At 50.1% G+C, this 17,402-nt stretch carries 17 protein-coding genes; 7 read left to right on the plus strand and 10 right to left on the minus strand.

The genetic code is table 11. From position 1 onward, the window contains the following. Positions 1-164: 164 nt before the first annotated feature. The 7 genes from V7P87_RS04725 to V7P87_RS04755 all read right to left on the minus strand — a co-directional run bounded on the left by V7P87_RS04725 (position 165) and on the right by V7P87_RS04755 (position 8,466). Entirely contained in the window at positions 165-1,613 is a 1,449-nt protein-coding gene (locus V7P87_RS04725; protein WP_333796398.1) for a hypothetical protein, read from the minus strand. 118 nt (positions 1,614-1,731) lie between these two features. Then, the gene (gene trpA / locus V7P87_RS04730; protein ID WP_333796399.1) at positions 1,732-2,532 is read right to left on the minus strand and encodes a tryptophan synthase subunit alpha; all 801 of its coding nucleotides are present in this window, start codon (positions 2,530-2,532) and stop codon (positions 1,732-1,734) included. A gap of 15 nt (positions 2,533-2,547) precedes the next feature. Continuing rightward, positions 2,548-3,798 carry a tryptophan synthase subunit beta gene (gene trpB, locus V7P87_RS04735; protein WP_333796400.1) on the minus strand — a complete coding sequence of 417 codons (1,251 nt, stop codon included), beginning with the start codon at positions 3,796-3,798 and terminating at the stop codon, positions 2,548-2,550. Then, a complete protein-coding gene (gene trpCF, locus V7P87_RS04740) occupies positions 3,791-5,179 on the minus strand; it encodes a bifunctional indole-3-glycerol-phosphate synthase TrpC/phosphoribosylanthranilate isomerase TrpF (protein ID WP_333796401.1) in 1,389 nt (462 codons plus the stop codon). Before trpCF ends, trpB begins: the two co-directional genes overlap by 8 nt. Continuing rightward, the gene (trpD, locus tag V7P87_RS04745) at positions 5,172-6,227 is read right to left on the minus strand and encodes an anthranilate phosphoribosyltransferase (protein WP_333796402.1); all 1,056 of its coding nucleotides are present in this window, start codon (positions 6,225-6,227) and stop codon (positions 5,172-5,174) included. The genes trpCF and trpD overlap by 8 nt, the downstream gene beginning before the upstream one ends. Further along, positions 6,224-6,856 carry an aminodeoxychorismate/anthranilate synthase component II gene (locus V7P87_RS04750; protein WP_333796403.1) on the minus strand — a complete coding sequence of 211 codons (633 nt, stop codon included), beginning with the start codon at positions 6,854-6,856 and terminating at the stop codon, positions 6,224-6,226. Before V7P87_RS04750 ends, trpD begins: the two co-directional genes overlap by 4 nt. Then, complete coding sequence (locus V7P87_RS04755; protein WP_333796404.1) at positions 6,853-8,466, minus strand: anthranilate synthase component 1; 1,614 nt, start codon at positions 8,464-8,466, stop codon at positions 6,853-6,855. Before V7P87_RS04755 ends, V7P87_RS04750 begins: the two co-directional genes overlap by 4 nt. Positions 8,467-9,026: 560 nt before the next feature. Here V7P87_RS04755 and rnm point away from each other — a divergent pair. The 5 genes from rnm (at position 9,027) to rluB (ending at position 13,167) form a co-directional block, all read left to right on the plus strand. After that, positions 9,027-9,944, plus strand: coding sequence for an RNase RNM (gene rnm, locus V7P87_RS04760; RefSeq protein WP_333796405.1), 918 nt, complete (start codon positions 9,027-9,029; stop codon positions 9,942-9,944). A gap of 131 nt (positions 9,945-10,075) precedes the next feature. Further along, positions 10,076-10,696, plus strand: a complete 621-nt coding sequence (locus V7P87_RS04765) for an L-threonylcarbamoyladenylate synthase (RefSeq protein ID WP_296299399.1) — start codon at positions 10,076-10,078, stop codon at positions 10,694-10,696. 65 nt (positions 10,697-10,761) lie between these two features. Continuing rightward, entirely contained in the window at positions 10,762-11,574 is an 813-nt protein-coding gene (locus tag V7P87_RS04770; RefSeq protein ID WP_296299579.1) for a segregation and condensation protein A, read from the plus strand. A gap of 55 nt (positions 11,575-11,629) precedes the next feature. Further along, positions 11,630-12,232 carry an SMC-Scp complex subunit ScpB gene (scpB, locus tag V7P87_RS04775; RefSeq protein WP_333796406.1) on the plus strand — a complete coding sequence of 201 codons (603 nt, stop codon included), beginning with the start codon at positions 11,630-11,632 and terminating at the stop codon, positions 12,230-12,232. Next, positions 12,229-13,167, plus strand: a complete 939-nt coding sequence (rluB, locus tag V7P87_RS04780; RefSeq protein ID WP_333796407.1) for a 23S rRNA pseudouridine(2605) synthase RluB — start codon at positions 12,229-12,231, stop codon at positions 13,165-13,167. The genes scpB and rluB overlap by 4 nt, the downstream gene beginning before the upstream one ends. 73 nt (positions 13,168-13,240) lie before the next feature. On the opposite strand, the gene V7P87_RS04785 is transcribed toward rluB, so the two are convergent. From V7P87_RS04785 to fliK, 3 genes are all read right to left on the minus strand, one after another. Then, positions 13,241-13,435 (minus strand): hypothetical protein, encoded by a 195-nt coding sequence (locus V7P87_RS04785; RefSeq protein WP_260656665.1) that lies wholly within the window; start codon positions 13,433-13,435, stop codon positions 13,241-13,243. Between the two features lie 199 nt (positions 13,436-13,634). Continuing rightward, complete coding sequence (locus V7P87_RS04790) at positions 13,635-13,952, minus strand: EscU/YscU/HrcU family type III secretion system export apparatus switch protein (protein ID WP_333796408.1); 318 nt, start codon at positions 13,950-13,952, stop codon at positions 13,635-13,637. A gap of 18 nt (positions 13,953-13,970) precedes the next feature. Further along, positions 13,971-15,995: a flagellar hook-length control protein FliK gene (gene fliK, locus V7P87_RS04795; RefSeq protein ID WP_333796409.1), complete on the minus strand. Its 2,025-nt coding sequence runs from the start codon at positions 15,993-15,995 to the stop codon at positions 13,971-13,973. Between the two features lie 100 nt (positions 15,996-16,095). Between fliK and ccmA the strand changes: the two genes are divergently transcribed. Next, complete coding sequence (gene ccmA, locus V7P87_RS04800; RefSeq protein ID WP_333796410.1) at positions 16,096-16,743, plus strand: cytochrome c biogenesis heme-transporting ATPase CcmA; 648 nt, start codon at positions 16,096-16,098, stop codon at positions 16,741-16,743. After that, the gene (ccmB, locus tag V7P87_RS04805; protein ID WP_296299405.1) at positions 16,737-17,402 is read left to right on the plus strand and encodes a heme exporter protein CcmB; all 666 of its coding nucleotides are present in this window, start codon (positions 16,737-16,739) and stop codon (positions 17,400-17,402) included. The genes ccmA and ccmB overlap by 7 nt, the downstream gene beginning before the upstream one ends.

The following is a 17,402-nucleotide window of genomic DNA, read 5'->3' on the forward strand; positions in this document are numbered from 1 at the left end:
AGGCGGTTTTATCGCGGGGTCGTGACGAGCTGCCGCCTCCGCAGGCCTGAGCAAGTAACTGATGTAGGGCGGATGTGGGATAAAAGTGGGCACTAAGTCTTTGATAAAACGCTGCCTTATGTTGCAAGTTCTCACAAGGTAGTTGTTTTATTTGGGCCAGAGCGTTAGTAATAACGGATAGATAATTGCTCAATTTTTTCATCCGGACTGTCAGGGTCGATGAGAACCTCAATCGACTGTGAACTCAGATCTTGCTGCAACTGCAGCAACACTTTGTCGGCAAACCTCTGAGCGTGCGGATATTGTTGCTTCAGTTGTTGACCGTTATCAGGCAGATCCAAGGCATGCAGCAACGCGAGGGGAAGAGCTTTGTTGGCATTTAACTCTGAAAAGGCCGGCGTCAGCCTGAGTTCCTGCACTTCATTGTTTTTGATATGTAACTGCAGATAATCGCCAAACACCAGCCAGTTTTTATCTTTACGCTCAATCACCTGAAAATGTGGTGAGGCCAATAATGCCGTTAATCTGCTAAGTTGCGGCTTTTGCTGCTGTTGGTTTGGTGCTAATACCGATAGCAGCGGCAGCAGGGGCTGCCAGTCAAGTTGCAGCGGTTCCAACGCAATTTTTTTTTGGTCTTTGGGGTACAGACTGAACTCAGTTAACAATGGGACTGCCGGTTGTGCCATATCAGCCTGGTGTAGTTCAAAATTCAGCATTAATTGATGTTTATTGTTTTGCAACAGCAATTCGGTTGAATCCGTTGACTGGTGATCTTGTTTTTGTTCCGTTAAATACCTTTTTACTTTGGCAAGTGCAGTGCGTTGCGGCAACTTGCCATCAAGCTGCCACACCCGTTCGAACTGAGTGCTCATTTCAGCCAGATTGATCCCGTAACCCGACAACACTTGAGCGCGGTAATGAATTTGTTGCAGTCTGTCATCCAATATTAACCATAAATAACGGCCATAAGCCCAGGCTTTGTGGCCGGTTTTAAGGGTAATTTGAATATCCGGTGGGCCAGCGAGCTCAAGCACCTCGGTTTGGGTCATTCCTGGTAATAATCCATAAGCGCCTTGTTGCAGTGAAACGACCCGACGCGGCTGCGGTAGTACTTGCTGTGGTTCAGCCGAAAAAGTTGCTGGTGTATGTAAACTCAGTTTGAGCGATGGGAGTGTAAATGACTTGTTGCCGTTTTTATCAAAAAGGGTCGTGCGGTCTGACAAGCTGGTGTCGTCAGAACAAAAATGAATTAAATCAGCAACCAGCGTTAACCGCCGTTGCGGCACTGCATTCGGGACCAGTGATTTACGACTTTTGGCTGCCAGTTGCCGGATAATAAGCGCATCTGCTTTTTTATCGGCGGCCAGTTGTCGCATTTGTTGTAGCAGCGTTGTTGACGCAACGCTAATTTCAGTTTGGCCACTGCTTTCCGACGGCGATAAGACCTTAAATAAAGTTTCAGTGGAGACTATTGTAGGAGCACAGTTGGGTTCAAATTCGAGAATGGGAGGCTGTTCAGTCGCAAGGCTTACAGCACTGAAGACCGGGCACAATAACACTGAGGTAAAAACAAGCGACCGTAATGGGTTGATACTGGAAGTTATCCTTAACATTTTACGCTCCTGCTAAATATGTAAGAGGATAACTTATTAGAATGTTTACATTTTTTCAATCTTTATTGCCAATCAGCCGTGGTTACTGATCGGCAATAACATCAGTGTCGGTACGGAATTAAGTTGCTGCTTTCATTGCGGCCACAAAACCGGCCAGCTCGGCCAGCAGTATTGCAGGCTCACCATGATGCTGCTCGATGATCTGCACTATGGCAGAGCCCGAGATAGCACCGGCGGCGCCGGCGGCCAATGCTGCTTTGACATGCTCTGGTTTGGAAATACCAAAACCCAGCAAAGTGGGTGCTGCATGCACGTCCTTAAGCTGTTGCACCAACTGTGAGGCTGGCATAGCAGCTGCGGTTTCAGTGCCAGTCACACCGGCGCGGCTTAACAAATACGTGTAACCGCGGCCATAACTTGCCAGCTCATTTAACCCGTCGGTGTCGATATTGGGCGGTGCGATAAAGATCTGTGCAATATCATGTTTTTGTGCAGCCTTTCTGAACATTTGGCTTTCATGCAGCGGCACGTCGGCAATCAATATTGAATCCACACCTGCTGTTTTGGCTTGCTGGTAAAAATGTTCGATCCCACGGGCCATCACCAGGTTGCTGTACAGCAATAAACCTATAGGGATATCGGCATCATAAGCGCGGATTTTGGTAATTAATTCAAAACATTGTGCCGGTGTCACCCCAGCTGCCAAAGCGCGGATATTGGCGTTTTGAATAGTTGGGCCATCGGCAATAGGGTCGGAAAACGGAATACCCAGCTCCAGAGCGTCAGCACCGTTGTCGATCAGTGTTTTGATAATGTCAAAAGACAAGTCCAGCGAAGGGTCGCCGATGGTGACAAAAGGCACAAAGGCTCCCTGATGGGCTTGGTTTAAACGCTTGAACATCAAATCATAACGTAACATATTACTTCCTTTCCCTTATTTGCTCTGATGCTGGCGCTCGGCGGCCTGTTCAGTCAGTTGTCTCTGGGCAATTTCTGCCGCCTGATGCTCAGCCAGTACAGCCATCACATGGCCTAAATCTTTATCACCACGACCCGATAAATTCACTAAAAGCACAGTAGGTTCTGTGGCGGCTTCGGCCATTTTCAGCGCATGGGCTAAAGCATGAGAACTTTCCAGCGCCGGAATAATCCCTTCGGTTTTGGCCAGTAGCTGAAAGGCTGCCAAAGCTTCATCGTCGTTAATGGCCACATAATGAGCACGGCCAATAGAGGCTAAATAAGTGTGTTGTGGGCCTACGGCCGGGTAATCCAGGCCAGCTGAAATAGAATATGATTCTTCAATCTGGCCGTCCGCGGTTTGCATAATGGCGGTATAGGCGCCATGCAAAATACCAAAACTGCCGGTTGAAAGCGCTGCACCATGCTGATGGGTGTTGATACCCATACCACCTGGCTCGACACCAATCAGTTTGACTTCTTCGTGCGGAATAAAATCGGCGAACATGCCAATAGCGTTGGAGCCACCCCCAACACAAGCGAGCACTGCATCCGGTAATTTGCCTTCCGCTTGCAGAATTTGTTGTTTGGCTTCTTCGCCAATCATCTTCTGAAATTCCCGCACTATGGTCGGGAACGGGTGTGGGCCTGCCGCAGTGCCCAGCAGATAATGGCTGGTGGCATAACTGGCTGACCAGTCGCGCATGGCTTCGTTGACCGCGTCTTTTAAAGTACCTGAGCCTGCAGTAACCGGAATCACAGTCGCGCCCATCAGTTTCATCCGAAACACATTGGGGGCCTGACGTTCAATATCTTTGGCGCCCATATAAATTTTGCAGTTAAGCCCAAGCAACGCGCAGGCTAAAGCGGTGGCCACACCATGCTGACCGGCGCCAGTTTCAGCAATAATGTCTTTTTTGCCCATCCGCTTGGCAAGCAGAGCCTGACCTAACACCTGATTGGTTTTATGGGCGCCGCCGTGCAATAAATCTTCGCGTTTTAAATAAATTTTCACCAGCGGGTTGGGGCTGATATTGCGGCACAACGTCAGCGGTGTGGGCCTGCCGGCGTAGTGCGTCAGCAGATGCTGGAACTCGGCTAAAAAGGCCGGGTCCTTTTGTGCATCAACAAAAGCCTGCTCCAGCTGACGCAGCGCAGGTACCAATAATTGCGGTACAAACATACCGCCGTATTCACCAAAATAAGGGTTTAATAAAGGCTTAGTCATAACTGAATTCTCTGATCTGTTGAAATGCTTGGGAAATTTTGGCCGGATCTTTGACGCCTGGGGCGCTCTCCAGGCCTGAGTTCATATCAAGGCCGGCCACCGGCAAGTGCAAGGCTGCGGTCACATTGTCCGGCGTTAAACCACCGGCCAGCAGTAGTTTGTTATCAAAATCCCCGGCAAACTGCTGTTGTAGCAGTGCCCAGTCAAAACGCACGCCGGTGCCTCCCGGTAAACCCTGCTGATAACTGTCCAGCATCACTTTGTCGGCAAGTGGGCTGAACTGCGGCAGTTTGTCTTTGACTCTGTAGGCTTTCCAGATGGCAGTGGTTTTGGGCAATAAGCCTCTGAGCTTTTGAAGATAGGCATCGTCTTCATCACCATGCAGCTGCACCGCGCTTAATCTAAGTTCATGCGCTATCAATGCCACTTGTTCCGGGGTTTCATTAACAAAAACACCGACAAAATTCAGTGGCGCCGCCGCAACTATAGATGCCGCCTGTGCCAAATTCACCGCACGGGGTGAGGCCGGATAAAAAATTAACCCGCCATAATATGCACCAGCCTGATACACGGCTTGTGCTTGTTCAGCAGTAGTCAGGCCACAGACTTTATGTGTGCCCAGCACTAAAGCACGGACTGCATTTTCCAGATCCGGCTCTGCCATTAACGCACTGCCCACCAAAAAGGCTTTGGCCACTTTACGTAGCTTGCGCACCTGAGGATTAAAATAAATACCGGATTCAGATACGACAGGGGTCCCTGGCGGGATCAACCGGGCAAGGCGGAAACTGGTCTCTAAATGAGTGGTTAAAGTACGTAAATCGCGGTTATTAATGCCAATCAGCTCAGCTTTCAGTGCCACAGCGCGCAAGGTTTCTTCTTCATTGCTCACTTCCGTCAGCACAGTCATACCCAGCTCCTGCGCAACTTTGGCAAGGTGTTGGTATTCCTCGTCTGATAACACCGACAACATCAAGAGCACAGCGTCAGCACCATGAAGCCTGCCTAAATAAATCTGATAAGGGTCGATGATAAAATCTTTGTGTAAAAGCGGCTGCGTGACTTTTTGCCGCATACTGGCTAAATATGTATAACTTCCCTGAAAAAACTTTTCGTCGGTCAGTACCGAAATACAGTCGGCGTATTTGCCATACACAGCGGCAATTTCGTCTAAATCAAAATTGGCGCGAATTAAACCTTTGGAAGGGGACGCTTTTTTACATTCCAGAATAAAACGGGCACCAGGTTGTAACAGCGCCTGTAAAAATTTGCGGGATGTGGGTGTTACATCGGCAATAAAAGTCTCAAGCGGCTGGCTGATTTTGCGCTCGCTCACTTCTAACCTTTTGTGGTGAATAATATTTTCTAACACGTTAGCCATAACTGGCCTCCTGTAACAACGTTAGGGGTCGCATGGCTGCGTCTGTTTGTAAAAGCGCTAAAACTTGTTGGCAGTTGGCGGCTAAATCTTCACCCTGGCCACAAATTTTCAGCATGGCGGCCACGTTCGCGGCAATAGCGGCCTTGTGCGCCTCTGGTGCTGTGCCATTTAAAATGGCAAGGCTGGCGGCAGCGTTATGGCTGGGGTCGCCGCCTTTGAGTGCACTCAGTGGTTGCGATCCCAGGCCAAAATCGGCGGCTGTTAAGCTAAATTCAAAAAGCTCACAGTCCCGTACTTCACAGACCTGCGTCACGCCATGCAAAGCAATTTCATCACAACCGGCGCCATGTACTACCCAGGCACGCTGAACGCCCAGTTGTTTCAGCGCTTGTGCCATCACTTTGCACAATTTGGCGTCGTACACGCCCAAGAGCTGAAAATCAGGTGCGGCCGGGTTGAGTAAAGGCCCAAGCAGGTTAAACAAAGTGCGGGTTTTAAGCGCTGTGCGTACCGGCATGGCATGGCGGATGCCCGGGTGATACAAAGGTGCAAATAAAAAGCTGACTCCGGCTTTATCCAAAGCGCTGGCGGCCTGCTGCGGGCTCATCTGAATATTCACGCCAAGCTTTTCAAATAAATCGGCCGAGCCACTTTGCGAGGACACACTGCGGTTGCCATGTTTGCTGACGACAAGGCCCATAGCTGCCGCCACTATAGCAGCAGTGGTCGAGATATTAATGGTATTGCTGCCATCACCACCTGTGCCGCAGCAGTCAATAGCAGCACGCTTTGTGACTGGCAAAGCGGTGGCAGCAGCGCGAAAGGCCAGTGCTGCACCGGCAATTTCATCAGCCGTTTCACCTTTAAGTTTCAGTGCAACCAGCACCGCCGATAACAGCACTGGCTCCACTAAACCAGCGGCTACTGCGGCAAAAAAAGCTTCACTTTGTGCTTGAGTCAGCGCTTCACCGGCCAGTAGCTGGTGTAAATAAGGCTGGGCATTAAAGCTGTTATTTTGGCCTTGGGTCTGAATAGCTGTGTTGTTCATGCAGCATCTCCCAGATAAGCCAGGCTTTGCGCCAATAAAGGTTTACCCAGCGTCGTTAAAATCGACTCCGGATGGAACTGAAACCCCAGCACCTTGTGCTCAGCATGGAAAATGGCCATCGGAATATGCTGATAGCGTGCAATCACCTGCAGGCTGTCCGGCACCTGAGTGGCCATGAGCGAGTGATAACGCGCTACGGCAAAAGGTCTTGGTAAGTTGTGAAACACCGGGTGTTCATCCAGCTCAATCAAGGAGGTTTTACCATGCACTGTTTCACCGGCACGGCCAACGGTGCCGCCATAATGCTCGACTAAAGCCTGATGACCCAGACAAATGCCCAGCATAGGGAACACACCGGCGCAAAGCCGGATAAGCTCAGGCATAGAGCCCGCTTCGGCAGGGGCGCCAGGGCCAGGGGATAATAACAACAGCACTTTGTGGCTGTTGGCATCCTGCTGCATTTTGGCAAAAATAAATTCAGCCGGCACCGTATTACGGTAGAGCTTTAATTCACAATGAAGCTGCGCCAGCTCATCCACCAGGTTGTAGGTAAAAGAGTCTTTGTTATCGAGCAGATAGACGATGGTTTTGCTGGTTGTTGCAATGCTCTGTGGGTTGATAGTACTCATTGCGCACCTCCGGCGGCCAGAATGGCAGTCACCACCGCCTGGGCTTTACTGCGGGTCTCATCAGCTTCGGCTTTGGCGATGGAGTCATACACCACCCCGGCACCGGCCTGAATATAAGCTTTGCCTGCTTCAACATAAGCACTGCGAATCACAATACAACTGTCAAAATCACCGTTACCGGATAAATAACCGACAGCACCGCCATAACTGCCACGGCGTTTACCTTCCACCTGACGAATAAGCTCGGCCGCTCTTACCTTGGGTGCACCAACTAAAGTGCCCATATTCATACAGGCCTGATAAGCGTGCAGTGCATCGAGCTGAGGTTTTAAGGTGCCTACGACTCTGGACACCAAATGCATCACATAAGAATAACGGTCAACTTTCAGCAGCTCTTTGACATAACGGCTACCTGGTACACTGATGCGTGCCACGTCGTTTCGGGCTAAATCCACCAGCATTAAGTGTTCGGCTTTTTCTTTGTCGTCCTGGCGAAGCTCCAGCTCAATACGGCTGTCTAAATCGCGGTCTATCTGGCCTTGCGTGTTAAAACCGCGGCGTCTGGTGCCGGCTATAGGGTAAATTTCCACCTGACGGCTTTGGGCGTCAAATTTGAGTGCTGACTCAGGCGATGCACCAAAGAGGGTAAATTCGCGGTCACGCAGGAAAAACATATAAGGGCTTGGGTTTTGTTGTTTCAGTTTGGCATAAGCGGCAAGCGGGTTGGCACAAGGCAAACTAAAACAACGACTTGGCACCACCTGAAACACATCACCTGCAATAATGTTTTCTTTAAGCTGTTCTACCTGCGCAATAAAATCGGCGTCGTTGATATCAACTTTTACTGCTGACGCTTGTTGTGACTGCTCCTGCAACAGGCTCTGGGTTTTGTGTTGTGCTGCGGCAGTGGTGTTTTGTTCGGTTAGCATCTGGCTCAGTTGCTCCAGCCTGTTGCCCACCACAAAACAATTGGCCATAGCGCCTTCACCACAAAAAATATTGCCAATTAAACGGCTTTGCTGTGCCTGATGGTCCAGTACCAACAAAGTTTCAGCCACATAAAATAAATAATCCGGGCAGCGGTTATCGCCTGTGGGCACTTCGGGCAGCTGCTCCACTGTGGCCACCATGTCATAACCAATGACACCCCCTAAAAAAATGGCAAAAGGCTCATTGCTGTGGCTAAAAAGTTCGTGTTGCAAGACCCGCAGCACATCAAAAGGGTTGGCGGCTATCAGTTTGCTGTCTTCATCCAGCAGTGGGTCGGGGCGGCTAAAATGGCAAATCAGCTCGGAAGAATTATCAGCCATGGACAGGCTGGCTTTATTTTGCAACTTGTCGCGCAAAAATGGCAGTAGTAGTTTGCCGTTGTCAGTGATGGCTTCTACTGTGACTTGCCCGCCGTTACATTCAATGCGCAGGGCGGCATCCAGTAACATCAGGCTTTTCAGATTGTCTTTGCTGTCAATTTCGGCAGATTCGAGCAGCAGCGAATCACGGCTTTGTGCTGCTAAATGCTGGTAACAGGCCAGCGGGTCGGCCTGATAAGGCACTGTCTGGCTAATGCTGGCCACCTGGCCGGCTTGTTGGGTGATATGGCTGAAAATCATGGTCTTTCCTTACAAAGCCCGCATCGGCGGGGCTGATCCGCGGTTGGTGCCGCAAAGATCAGAGGCTGTTAGTTACAATAGTCCAAAGCTGGGCCTGTGCCCCCAACTGAAAATTGCCACCATCGCCAGGAAATTAACGCTACTAAACTCATGTTTTTAATCCTAATTTTACTGTTTATTTTTTATGGTCAAAAAAAAGAGCCCGTTTGCTGAAAACGGGCTCTTGGGGTTTATTCAGGGTAAACAACACCAACACACGCCCGTTAAGGAGTATGCCACCACCAGTTGGTTAAGGTTGTTTGTAACATCATACTGAAGTACACCCTGTGAAATTCTGCCCCTATCAAACCGCAGATGCTTAGGTTTCGTCAAGCTGCATTTGGCATAAACACAAAATAAAACGTATAAAAGTCTGGACGGCTCTGTTTTTCTGGTGTTGCTTTGTTGCTGCAAGGCTTTGATGTGCCTGTGGATGCTGCTGTGAGCTCAGCTTTAACAGAATAACCGCTGTTGATGCTGCTTTTGTGGCACAATGGCGGCCGTTTGATTAGAGACTCACCATGAAAATAGATTTACACAGCCACACTTTTTGCTCCGACGGCATTTTAAGCCCACAAGATTTAGTGGAGCGCGCCGTTGCGCAAAAAATCAATGTGCTGGCCATTACCGATCATGACACTGTGGCTGGCCTTGCCATTGCTGCTGAACATATCGCTTCACAGCAACTGCCACTGCAGCTGATTGATGGTGTGGAAATCTCTACGTCCTGGTACGAATTTGAAATCCATATAGTGGGTTTGCAAATTAACCCCAACGACCCTGAATTGTTGGCCAGGCTGGAAAGTCAGCAACAACGCCGGCTGGAGCGCGCCACCGAGATGGCCAGGCGTTTAACCAAATTTCAGGTGCCGGATTGTTTACCTGCTGTGCTGGAGCTGGCCAATGGCGCAGCGCTTACCCGTACCCATTTTGCCCGCCATTTGGTGAATATCGGCAAAGCCAGTTCGATGAACAACGTATTTAAAAAATATCTGGCGCGTGGCAAAGCCGGTTATGTACCAAATAACTGGGTGGATTTAGCCACAGCAGTACAGTGGATCCACGACGCCGGTGGTGTGGCTGTGCTGGCGCATCCTTTAAAATACAACCTCAATGGCAAATGGCTGACAAAATTAATGCGCGAATTTGCGCTCTGCGGTGGTGATGCCGCTGAAGTAGCGTCGCCGCAACAAACGCCGGTGCAAAAACGCGAAATTTGGCGGCTTTGCCAGTTGTTTGAACTCAAAGCCTCAGTAGGCTCAGATTTTCACCAGCCGACGCAGTGGAATGAACTGGGGCGTGGTTTATATATGACCGACGATATTATCCCTATCTGGCAAAACTGGCAGTTTGACACTGTTGCCGGCACAGAAATTGGCAGTGATCCCAAGATCAACACCACTGAAGCTGCAGCAGAATCTTTGCCTTTGCCACAATAACAGCCTGCTTGAATATTGGCTAAATCCTTGCTATTGCTACTAAAAGACAAAATCAGCAACGTTTGATCAAACGATTAAAAATTTAAAAACAGCGACATGACAACGATAAAATGGCGCTGACAGGGAGTTTTATGAGTCAGTTTTTTTATGTGCATCCGGAAACACCTCAACAACGCTTAATTAAACAGGCAGTGCATATTATTAAGCAGGGTGGGGTTGTGGTGTACCCAACCGACAGCGGTTATGCGCTGGGCTGCCATATTGGTGATAAAGCAGCGATGGAGCGCATCTTACAAATCCGTCATATCAGTGGCGATCATCACTTCACGCTGATGTGCCGCGATTTATCTGAATTGTCTATTTATGCCAAAGTTGAAAACACCGCATTCCGGCTGATTAAAAACAACACTCCTGGCGCTTATACCTTTATTTTGCGTGGCACCAAAGAAGTGCCAAAACGATTGCTGAACGAAAAGAAAAAAACCGTGGGTTTGCGTATTCCGGATCACAAAATAGCGCTGGCGCTGCTGGAAGAGCTGGGGGAGCCTTTAATGTCGAGCAGTTTAATTTTGCCTGGCCAGGAGTTTACCGAGTCCGATCCGGAGGATTTACGCGATCAGCTCGAGCGCCAGGTTGATTTAATTATGCACGGTGGTGTACTGCCGGGTAATCCAACCACAGTGGTGGACTTATCCGACGATGTCGCTGTGATAGTGCGCGAGGGCGCAGGCCCTGTTGCGCCTTTTTTATAATCAGTTGAGCGCTATCAGTGGCTGATATCACAGAACCACAACCAGAATCAACCGAACCCGCCGCTTTGCCGCAGGCCGAATTAACACCTTTAACTATTCAGCCGCCGCTGCCGCTGGCTTTTGTGCGTGGCGAAGCTGTGCTGGAGCGGCCGGAAGATTTATATATACCCCCTGATGCACTGGAAGTGCTGCTGGAAGCTTTTGAAGGCCCGCTGGATTTTTTGCTGTACCTTATTCGGAAGAATAAGTTTGATATTGTTGATTTGCCGGTGCATGAAATTACCCAGCAATATATTGAATATATTGAACTAATGCAGGGCATGAATTTTGAACTTGCCGCCGAATATCTGGTGATGGCGGCCATGCTGGCGGAAATAAAATCACGCTTGTTATTGCCAGTGCATGCCCATCAGAATGCGGAAGAAGCTGATCCCAGGGCAGAGCTGATTCGCCGTTTGCAGGAATACGAGCAGTTTAAACAGGCTGCCACAGATTTAGACGCACTGCCCAGGGAAGAGCGCGACTTTTTTAAAGTACAGGCTGAACTTGCCGACAATTTTGCGCCTTTGGTGATTTTGCCTGAAGTATCGCTGGCCGATTTAGTATCGGCTCTGGCCGATGTGGCCAAAAGAGTGAAGGATTTTCAGCATCATCATATTGCCAAAGAAAAATTATCCACCCGCGAGCGGATGAGCCAGATTTTACAGTTGCTCAAAGCGCAGCAGGGTTATCTGCTGTTTGAGCAATGTTTTCACTTAGAAGAAGGCAGAGCCGGGGTGGTGGTGAGTTTTCTGGCCATTTTAGAACTGACCAAAGAAAAACTGGTGCAGCTGACACAGGTGCAAGCCTATGGTCAGATCCATCTGAAATTGGCATAATGGCGGTGTTTTCCTGCCTGCCGCAACCACAGACCCACAGCCACAGGATGTTCTATTGGTCAGCAAAATTAACGACAGCCAGTTAGTACAGTTGCTTGAAGCAAGCTTATTTGCCAGCGAAAGGCCGTTAACCACGGACGATTTAACAGCCACTGTGCTGGCGGATTTTCAGCTGTCAAAAAAGCGGCTGAGCCAGGCGCTGAAACAGCTGCAGCAGGATTATCAGGGCCGGGGTATTGAGCTGGTGGAAACCGCAACTGGTTATCGTTTTCAGACCAAAAGTGAATGGAGTGACTATCTGGCCAGACTCTGGCCTGAGCGTTCACCGCGTTATTCCCGTGCTGTACTGGAAACTCTGGCGCTGATTGCCTATCGTCAACCTATCACCCGCGGTGAAATTGAAGCGGTGCGTGGTGTAACTGTCAGCAGTCAGATCATCCGTACCTTGCTCGACCGGGGTTGGGTGAAAGTGGTGGGGCACAAAGATGTGCCGGGGCGACCGGGTTTGTATGCCACCACAGCCGAATTTTTAAACTACTTTGGCTTAAAGTCGCTTTCTGCATTGCCGGCTTTAACTGAATTTTCCGCACAGGCAGCGATGACGCTCGACAGCGCTGCTTTATTAAACACAGTCGCGATGACTGAGGAGACATCATGAGTGAAAAGTTACAAAAAGTGCTGGCCCGATCCGGTGTGGGTTCACGCCGCGAAATGGAAAGCTGGATCAGCGCAGGCCGCGTGACTATCGACGGCAAGGTCGCGCAGCTCGGTGACAGGGTCGTGCCGACCCAACTGGTGCGGGTTGATGGCCATCCGGTCAAACTTGCTGCTGAAACTGAACAAATCTGCCGCGTCATTGCGTATCACAAGCCTGAAGGTGAAATTTGTTCGCGCACTGATCCTGAAGGCCGGCCGACGGTCTTTGACCGCCTGCCAAAAATCCGCGGTTCACGCTGGATAGCGATAGGCCGGCTGGATATCAATACCTCAGGTTTGTTGTTGTTTACCACAGACGGTGAACTGGCCAACCGCTTAATGCACCCCAAATTTGAAGTTGAACGTGAGTATGCGGTGCGGGTATTTGGTGAAGTGACAGACGCGATGATCCAAAAACTGCGCACCGGTGTTGAGCTCGAAGACGGTAAAGCCGCCTTTAAAAAAATCAAAGCCAGTGGCGGTGAAGGCATTAACAAGTGGTTTAACGTCACCCTGACCGAAGGCCGCAACCGCGAAGTTCGCCGGATGTGGGAATCGCAGGGCGCTGTAGTCAACCGGTTAATTCGGGTGCGTTATGGTGATTTATTATTGCCAAAACATCTGCCTGCCGGTGGTTACACTGAATATGCACTGGAAGATGTGAACTACCTGCGTAAACTGGTGCATTTGGATTATGAAACTGAGTCTTTGGCCAAACCTGAAGACAAAGACGAGCGCCGCCGCCGGATGGCTTCTATTAAAAGGGCGGTGCGTAAACATCAGATTGCACTGAAAAACCCGGAAAAAGCGCCAAAAGCTGAAAAAAAACCACAGCAAGACAAACCGGCCCGTCCGGCCAAGCCTGCTTTTAAAGGGAAAAAACGCACCAGGGTATAACCCGAGTGTTTTCCTTTTGCATAAAAAACGCCTGCAGTTGCAGGCGTTTTTTTTAAGTAGGGCGGGATTTCAATTAATAATAAATATCAGTGGTTTGATGAATTTGAGGTTCGTCCTGCAGCTCTTCAAAACTCACTGCAAAATGTTTGTTGTTGTCGTGTAAATCGGATAAATACACAGCTCTGTCCTGCGCGTCTATCCAGCTGACCACACCCACACCTTTTTTGCTTTGACACAACATGCCGAGTTTCAGATCCTGTACGTTCATCAGCGCACCTCATTCAGTTGATATTCAATTAAGACTTATCAGGTTAGACGAAGAAAAACGCTTTGCAGATCTCCGACCAGTGAAAATGGCGGCTAAGTCGCCAATTTGGCAGCAAATTTATTTTTCGGTCGGCGTAAAAAGGCGGTTCAATCGGGACTTAATTTGTGTGATCAGAGTAGAAAACTGCAGACATCAGGGGTCAGGTTTTGAGATCAATACGCTCATGGATGTTTTCCCAATGCTCCGGAAATTTCCCCTGCAGCACATAAGAAAAAGCAATCAGTTCCGCGATCAGTAAATACAGCTCTTTGGGGATTTGGTCACCCAGTTCCATTTGTCTGAGCAGCTTGGTGAGCTCCTCATCTTCATGCACTAAAATACCGTGTTCTTTGGCGAGCTGAATAATTTCATCGGCTAAATCACCATGGCCTTTGGCAATAATGGTCGGCGCTTTGCCCGGTGTTTTGCCGTCATAGTGCAGGGCGATGGCCGCTTTGTCTTGTTGGGTTTTGCTCATGGCTACACCTTGATATAGTTACACTTTAACGGCCAATAAACTATTGCTGCGCTGGTAAAGCTGCGGCGGAATTTTCCCGAGCTGACACTGAGCTTCGCTGACACTGAGCCCCTGTAATTTCAGCCGGTCTTTGAACAGCGGTAAAAACTGCTGGGCAGTACTGACTACTTTTTCCTGCTCAGCATAAAACTGCAGGCTAACGTCCTGACCTGTTAACCGCACCTGTACCAGCAAGGGGCCAAGCTCGGCCAAATCAAATTTCATCGTCAGTAGCCACTGCCGGGTTTTTGCATTGCCGCTTTTGCCGTCGGCTTCACGCTCACTGATGGCAAGCTCAGCAAAACGACTGTCTCCCGCCTGTTGCAGCGGCAGCTGAATAAAAAGTTGCTGATTTTGCTGTGGTTGTTGCTGCTGCTCCACAGATGCCAGCTGCGAGCCTTGCATTGTGCTGGCATGGCTCGATAGTTGTCTGAGTAAATTGCTGCTTTGTGTGTTATCAAGCTGGCCTATCAACTGCTGCAGTTTGGCCGCCACCGGAGTTTTGGGCTCTGTGGTGCTCGCGCCAGCCAGCCTTCCGAGCAATAGTTGCAGCGCAACGGCCAAAGTGCCGGCACTGCTGCTGGTATTGGCAGGGAGTTGTTGTAGCGGGTTAAATTGCAAAGCGGCGTTTAATTGGGTCAGCAACTGACTGCTTTGCACCGGCTTGGCCACATCCAGGCTTTGTGCTTTCAGTTCAGTAAAAACGGCGTTGAGCGCAGCCGGTAGCTCTGGCAGTACCCGCAGTGGATCTGCTTTGGCGCCGGAAAGCGGCAGCCATTGCCGCCACAGCTGGCTCATATCGACCTGGGTTTTCTGCTGGCTATCGGCAGTTGTTGTTTGCCAAAGCAGCGTACGGTTCAGCTGCTGCGGGCTGAGCTCCAGTACAGCGCCTTTTGGCGGCGTCGGGCTCAGCTGTAATTGCCATTGTTGTGGCGCAGATTTATGGCTGGACGGACTTAATTGCCAGTCGGCACCTTGTTGCAACTGGGTCGGGATTTGTTTGGCCGTGGCCTGTTGTGCTGCGCTGAGCTGATTATGCAGCCATTGTTGCAGCGGTTTGGCATCAGCACCTGGTTTAGTTTCAGCACTGAGCAGCGCAGGTTGCAGCGCTTTGGCCAGCAATGGCAGCAGTTCACGGTTCTGAGCCTGGCTCAGGCTCACTGTTTTATCGCTAAAAGCTGCGGCGGGCAAAGTGCTGGCCGCTGCTGCGTTTTCAGATCTTGCTGCCTTGCTGTCAGAGAATAACTGTGTTGTGCCTGCGCCGGTTTTGGACTGGGCTGAGCTGCTGTTTTGCTCCGGACTTTTGGTAACTTCTGCAGCAGAGTTTTTCAAGATTTCTGGTAAAACGGTGTCGAGTTTTAGTTTGATCTGAAGCTGTGTTGTACTGGCATCGAGCAGCAGCAAAGCTTTGGTTTGAAACTGCTGTGGCCATTGGCTGCTTTGTGGCACAAAACTGAGCGGCAATTGCAGCTGGCGCTGATTCGGCAGCTGTAATAACAGTTTTTCGCCGCTGCGGCTTAACTGCACTTCCAATTGCAACTGATTGCTGTGCTCCGGGGCGCCTAATAGTTTAACCAGCGCAGCGCTACTGAAGCTGACGGCCGTCGGTGGATTGGCGTTTGGCTGTACCTGCAGCTGCAATTGGCCTGACGGCAGCTGCTTTAGCGCCAGATGAAGATTGATTAGGCCCTGAGGTTGGCCGGGTTGCTGTGGATGAGCGCTCGTCTGAGGCTGAGTTGCAATGGTGGCAGTTGTTAAGGTTGTTGTGCTTGTTTGCTGTAAGCCAGCCTGCAATAAACGGGTTTGCTCAGGGCTTAATTTAATCTGTACCGGGCCTTGTGCTGTGCTCAGCTGCAGCTGACTGCTGCCATCACGGCCAATATTCAGCAAACCCTGATACAGGGTGTCGGGGCTGAGCTTCAGCGGCGCCAGCACAGCGGGGCTGGCAGCTGATGCCGGAGTGCTGCCGATGTGTAACAGAGAATCAAGATTGATCTGGTTCATAATTTTGGCTGTTTAAGCGGCTATCAAGGTTATAGCGCATGCGTATTCTAACGCCAATATGTTAAGATGCGCGCTGTTTTTTTTGATGGCTGTTTCTCTGGTGTCGACAAACTTATTAACTGCTTTGGCCCTTTGTTGTGTCCGGCAAGACCGGGTGCTGTTTGATGCTGTTGACCTTGAGCTCGCAGCAGGTGAGTTATTGCATATCAGTGGTAAAAACGGCGCCGGTAAAAGCAGTTTGTTGCGTATTCTGGCGGGTTTGGCTACACCTGATGAAGGGCAAGTGTTGTGGTGTGGCGAGCCGTTATCTCACAGATCGTCAAACAGCGCGCCACAGAGTGATTTTGCCCAATCTTTATGTTTTATCGGCCATTTAAGTGGGGTACAGCCCCAGCTGACCGCGCTTGAAAATCTGGAATTCTGGCAGGCAGCATTTGCGCTGAAAAAAACCGATTATTTTGCCGTGCTGGCCACTCTGGGTTTGGCTGGCCTTGAAGATATTCCCTGTCAGATGTTATCGGCCGGCCAGCAACGCCGTGTGTCTTTAGCGCGCTTGTGGTTAACCCAGGCAAAACTCTGGATTTTAGATGAGCCTTTTACCGCGCTGGACCAAAGTGCCATTCAGCTGCTGCAACAGCAGTTTAAGCGGCATCTTGAACAGGGCGGCGCCATTATTCTGACCACTCACCAGGCGATGGAACAACAGTTCCCGCAAAGCCGCACCCTGGAGCTTGTTTACCGATGGTAATGTTTAAAGCCGCTTTTGTGCGTGAATGGCGCTTACTGGCCCGGCAAAAAGCCGACTGGCTGAATCCATTGATGTTTTTTGTCATAGTCCTCACCTTATTTCCGCTCGGTGTAGGTGCTAAACCGAATTTGCTGGCCGAAATTGCGCCCGGCATTGTCTGGATAGCGGCGCTTTTGAGTGTGTTGCTTGGCGCAGAACGCTTGTTTAAAGAAGATTTTCGCCAGGGTACGCTGGAGCAACTTGTTACGGCAAGAGACCCGTTATTTCCTTATGTGCTGGCCAAAATCAGCAGCAGCTGGTGCAGCACCGCCTTGCCGTTGTTATTGATATCGCCGCTGATTGCCTTATTACTTGGCCTGGGTACTGCAGCCTGGCAGGCGATAGTGCTGAGTTTGCTGCTGGGCACGCCGTTATTAAATTTACTGGCGGCACTGGGCGCAGCCCTTACTTTATCTGCCGATAAAGGCGGAATTCTGCTGGCCTTACTGATTTTACCTTTGTATATTCCGCTGCTGATTTTTGCCAGCGCCGCTGTGGAGAATGCCACGCTGGGACTGGACTATTCGGCACAATTGGCCGTATTAGCGGCCATGTTGTGTCTGGCGGCAGCGCTGGTGCCGCTTGCGGTATTAAAAGCATTAAGATTAAACGTGGGGTGA

The organism is Rheinheimera sp., from assembly GCF_036782235.1.
In the GTDB taxonomy this organism is placed as follows: Bacteria; Pseudomonadota; Gammaproteobacteria; order Enterobacterales; family Alteromonadaceae; genus Pararheinheimera.

Bases quoted from the DNA above. Each gene is read 5' to 3' on its own strand.
- V7P87_RS04765 (WP_296299399.1), top strand. From the start codon at position 10,076: ATGAGTCAGTTTTTTTATGTGCATCCGGAAACACCTCAACAACGCTTA.
- V7P87_RS04785 (WP_260656665.1), bottom strand. From the start codon at position 13,435: ATGAACGTACAGGATCTGAAACTCGGCATGTTGTGTCAAAGCAAAAAA.
- trpCF (WP_333796401.1), bottom strand. From the start codon at position 5,179: ATGGCTAACGTGTTAGAAAATATTATTCACCACAAAAGGTTAGAAGTG.
- fliK (WP_333796409.1), bottom strand. From the start codon at position 15,995: ATGAACCAGATCAATCTTGATTCTCTGTTACACATCGGCAGCACTCCG.
- V7P87_RS04750 (WP_333796403.1), bottom strand. From the start codon at position 6,856: ATGAGTACTATCAACCCACAGAGCATTGCAACAACCAGCAAAACCATC.
- ccmB (WP_296299405.1), top strand. From the start codon at position 16,737: ATGGTAATGTTTAAAGCCGCTTTTGTGCGTGAATGGCGCTTACTGGCC.
- V7P87_RS04725 (WP_333796398.1), bottom strand. From the start codon at position 1,613: ATGTTAAGGATAACTTCCAGTATCAACCCATTACGGTCGCTTGTTTTT.
- rnm (WP_333796405.1), top strand. From the start codon at position 9,027: ATGAAAATAGATTTACACAGCCACACTTTTTGCTCCGACGGCATTTTA.
- V7P87_RS04755 (WP_333796404.1), bottom strand. From the start codon at position 8,466: ATGATTTTCAGCCATATCACCCAACAAGCCGGCCAGGTGGCCAGCATT.
- trpD (WP_333796402.1), bottom strand. From the start codon at position 6,227: ATGAACAACACAGCTATTCAGACCCAAGGCCAAAATAACAGCTTTAAT.
- rluB (WP_333796407.1), top strand. From the start codon at position 12,229: ATGAGTGAAAAGTTACAAAAAGTGCTGGCCCGATCCGGTGTGGGTTCA.
- V7P87_RS04790 (WP_333796408.1), bottom strand. From the start codon at position 13,952: ATGAGCAAAACCCAACAAGACAAAGCGGCCATCGCCCTGCACTATGAC.
- trpB (WP_333796400.1), bottom strand. From the start codon at position 3,798: ATGACTAAGCCTTTATTAAACCCTTATTTTGGTGAATACGGCGGTATG.
- trpA (WP_333796399.1), bottom strand. From the start codon at position 2,532: ATGTTACGTTATGATTTGATGTTCAAGCGTTTAAACCAAGCCCATCAG.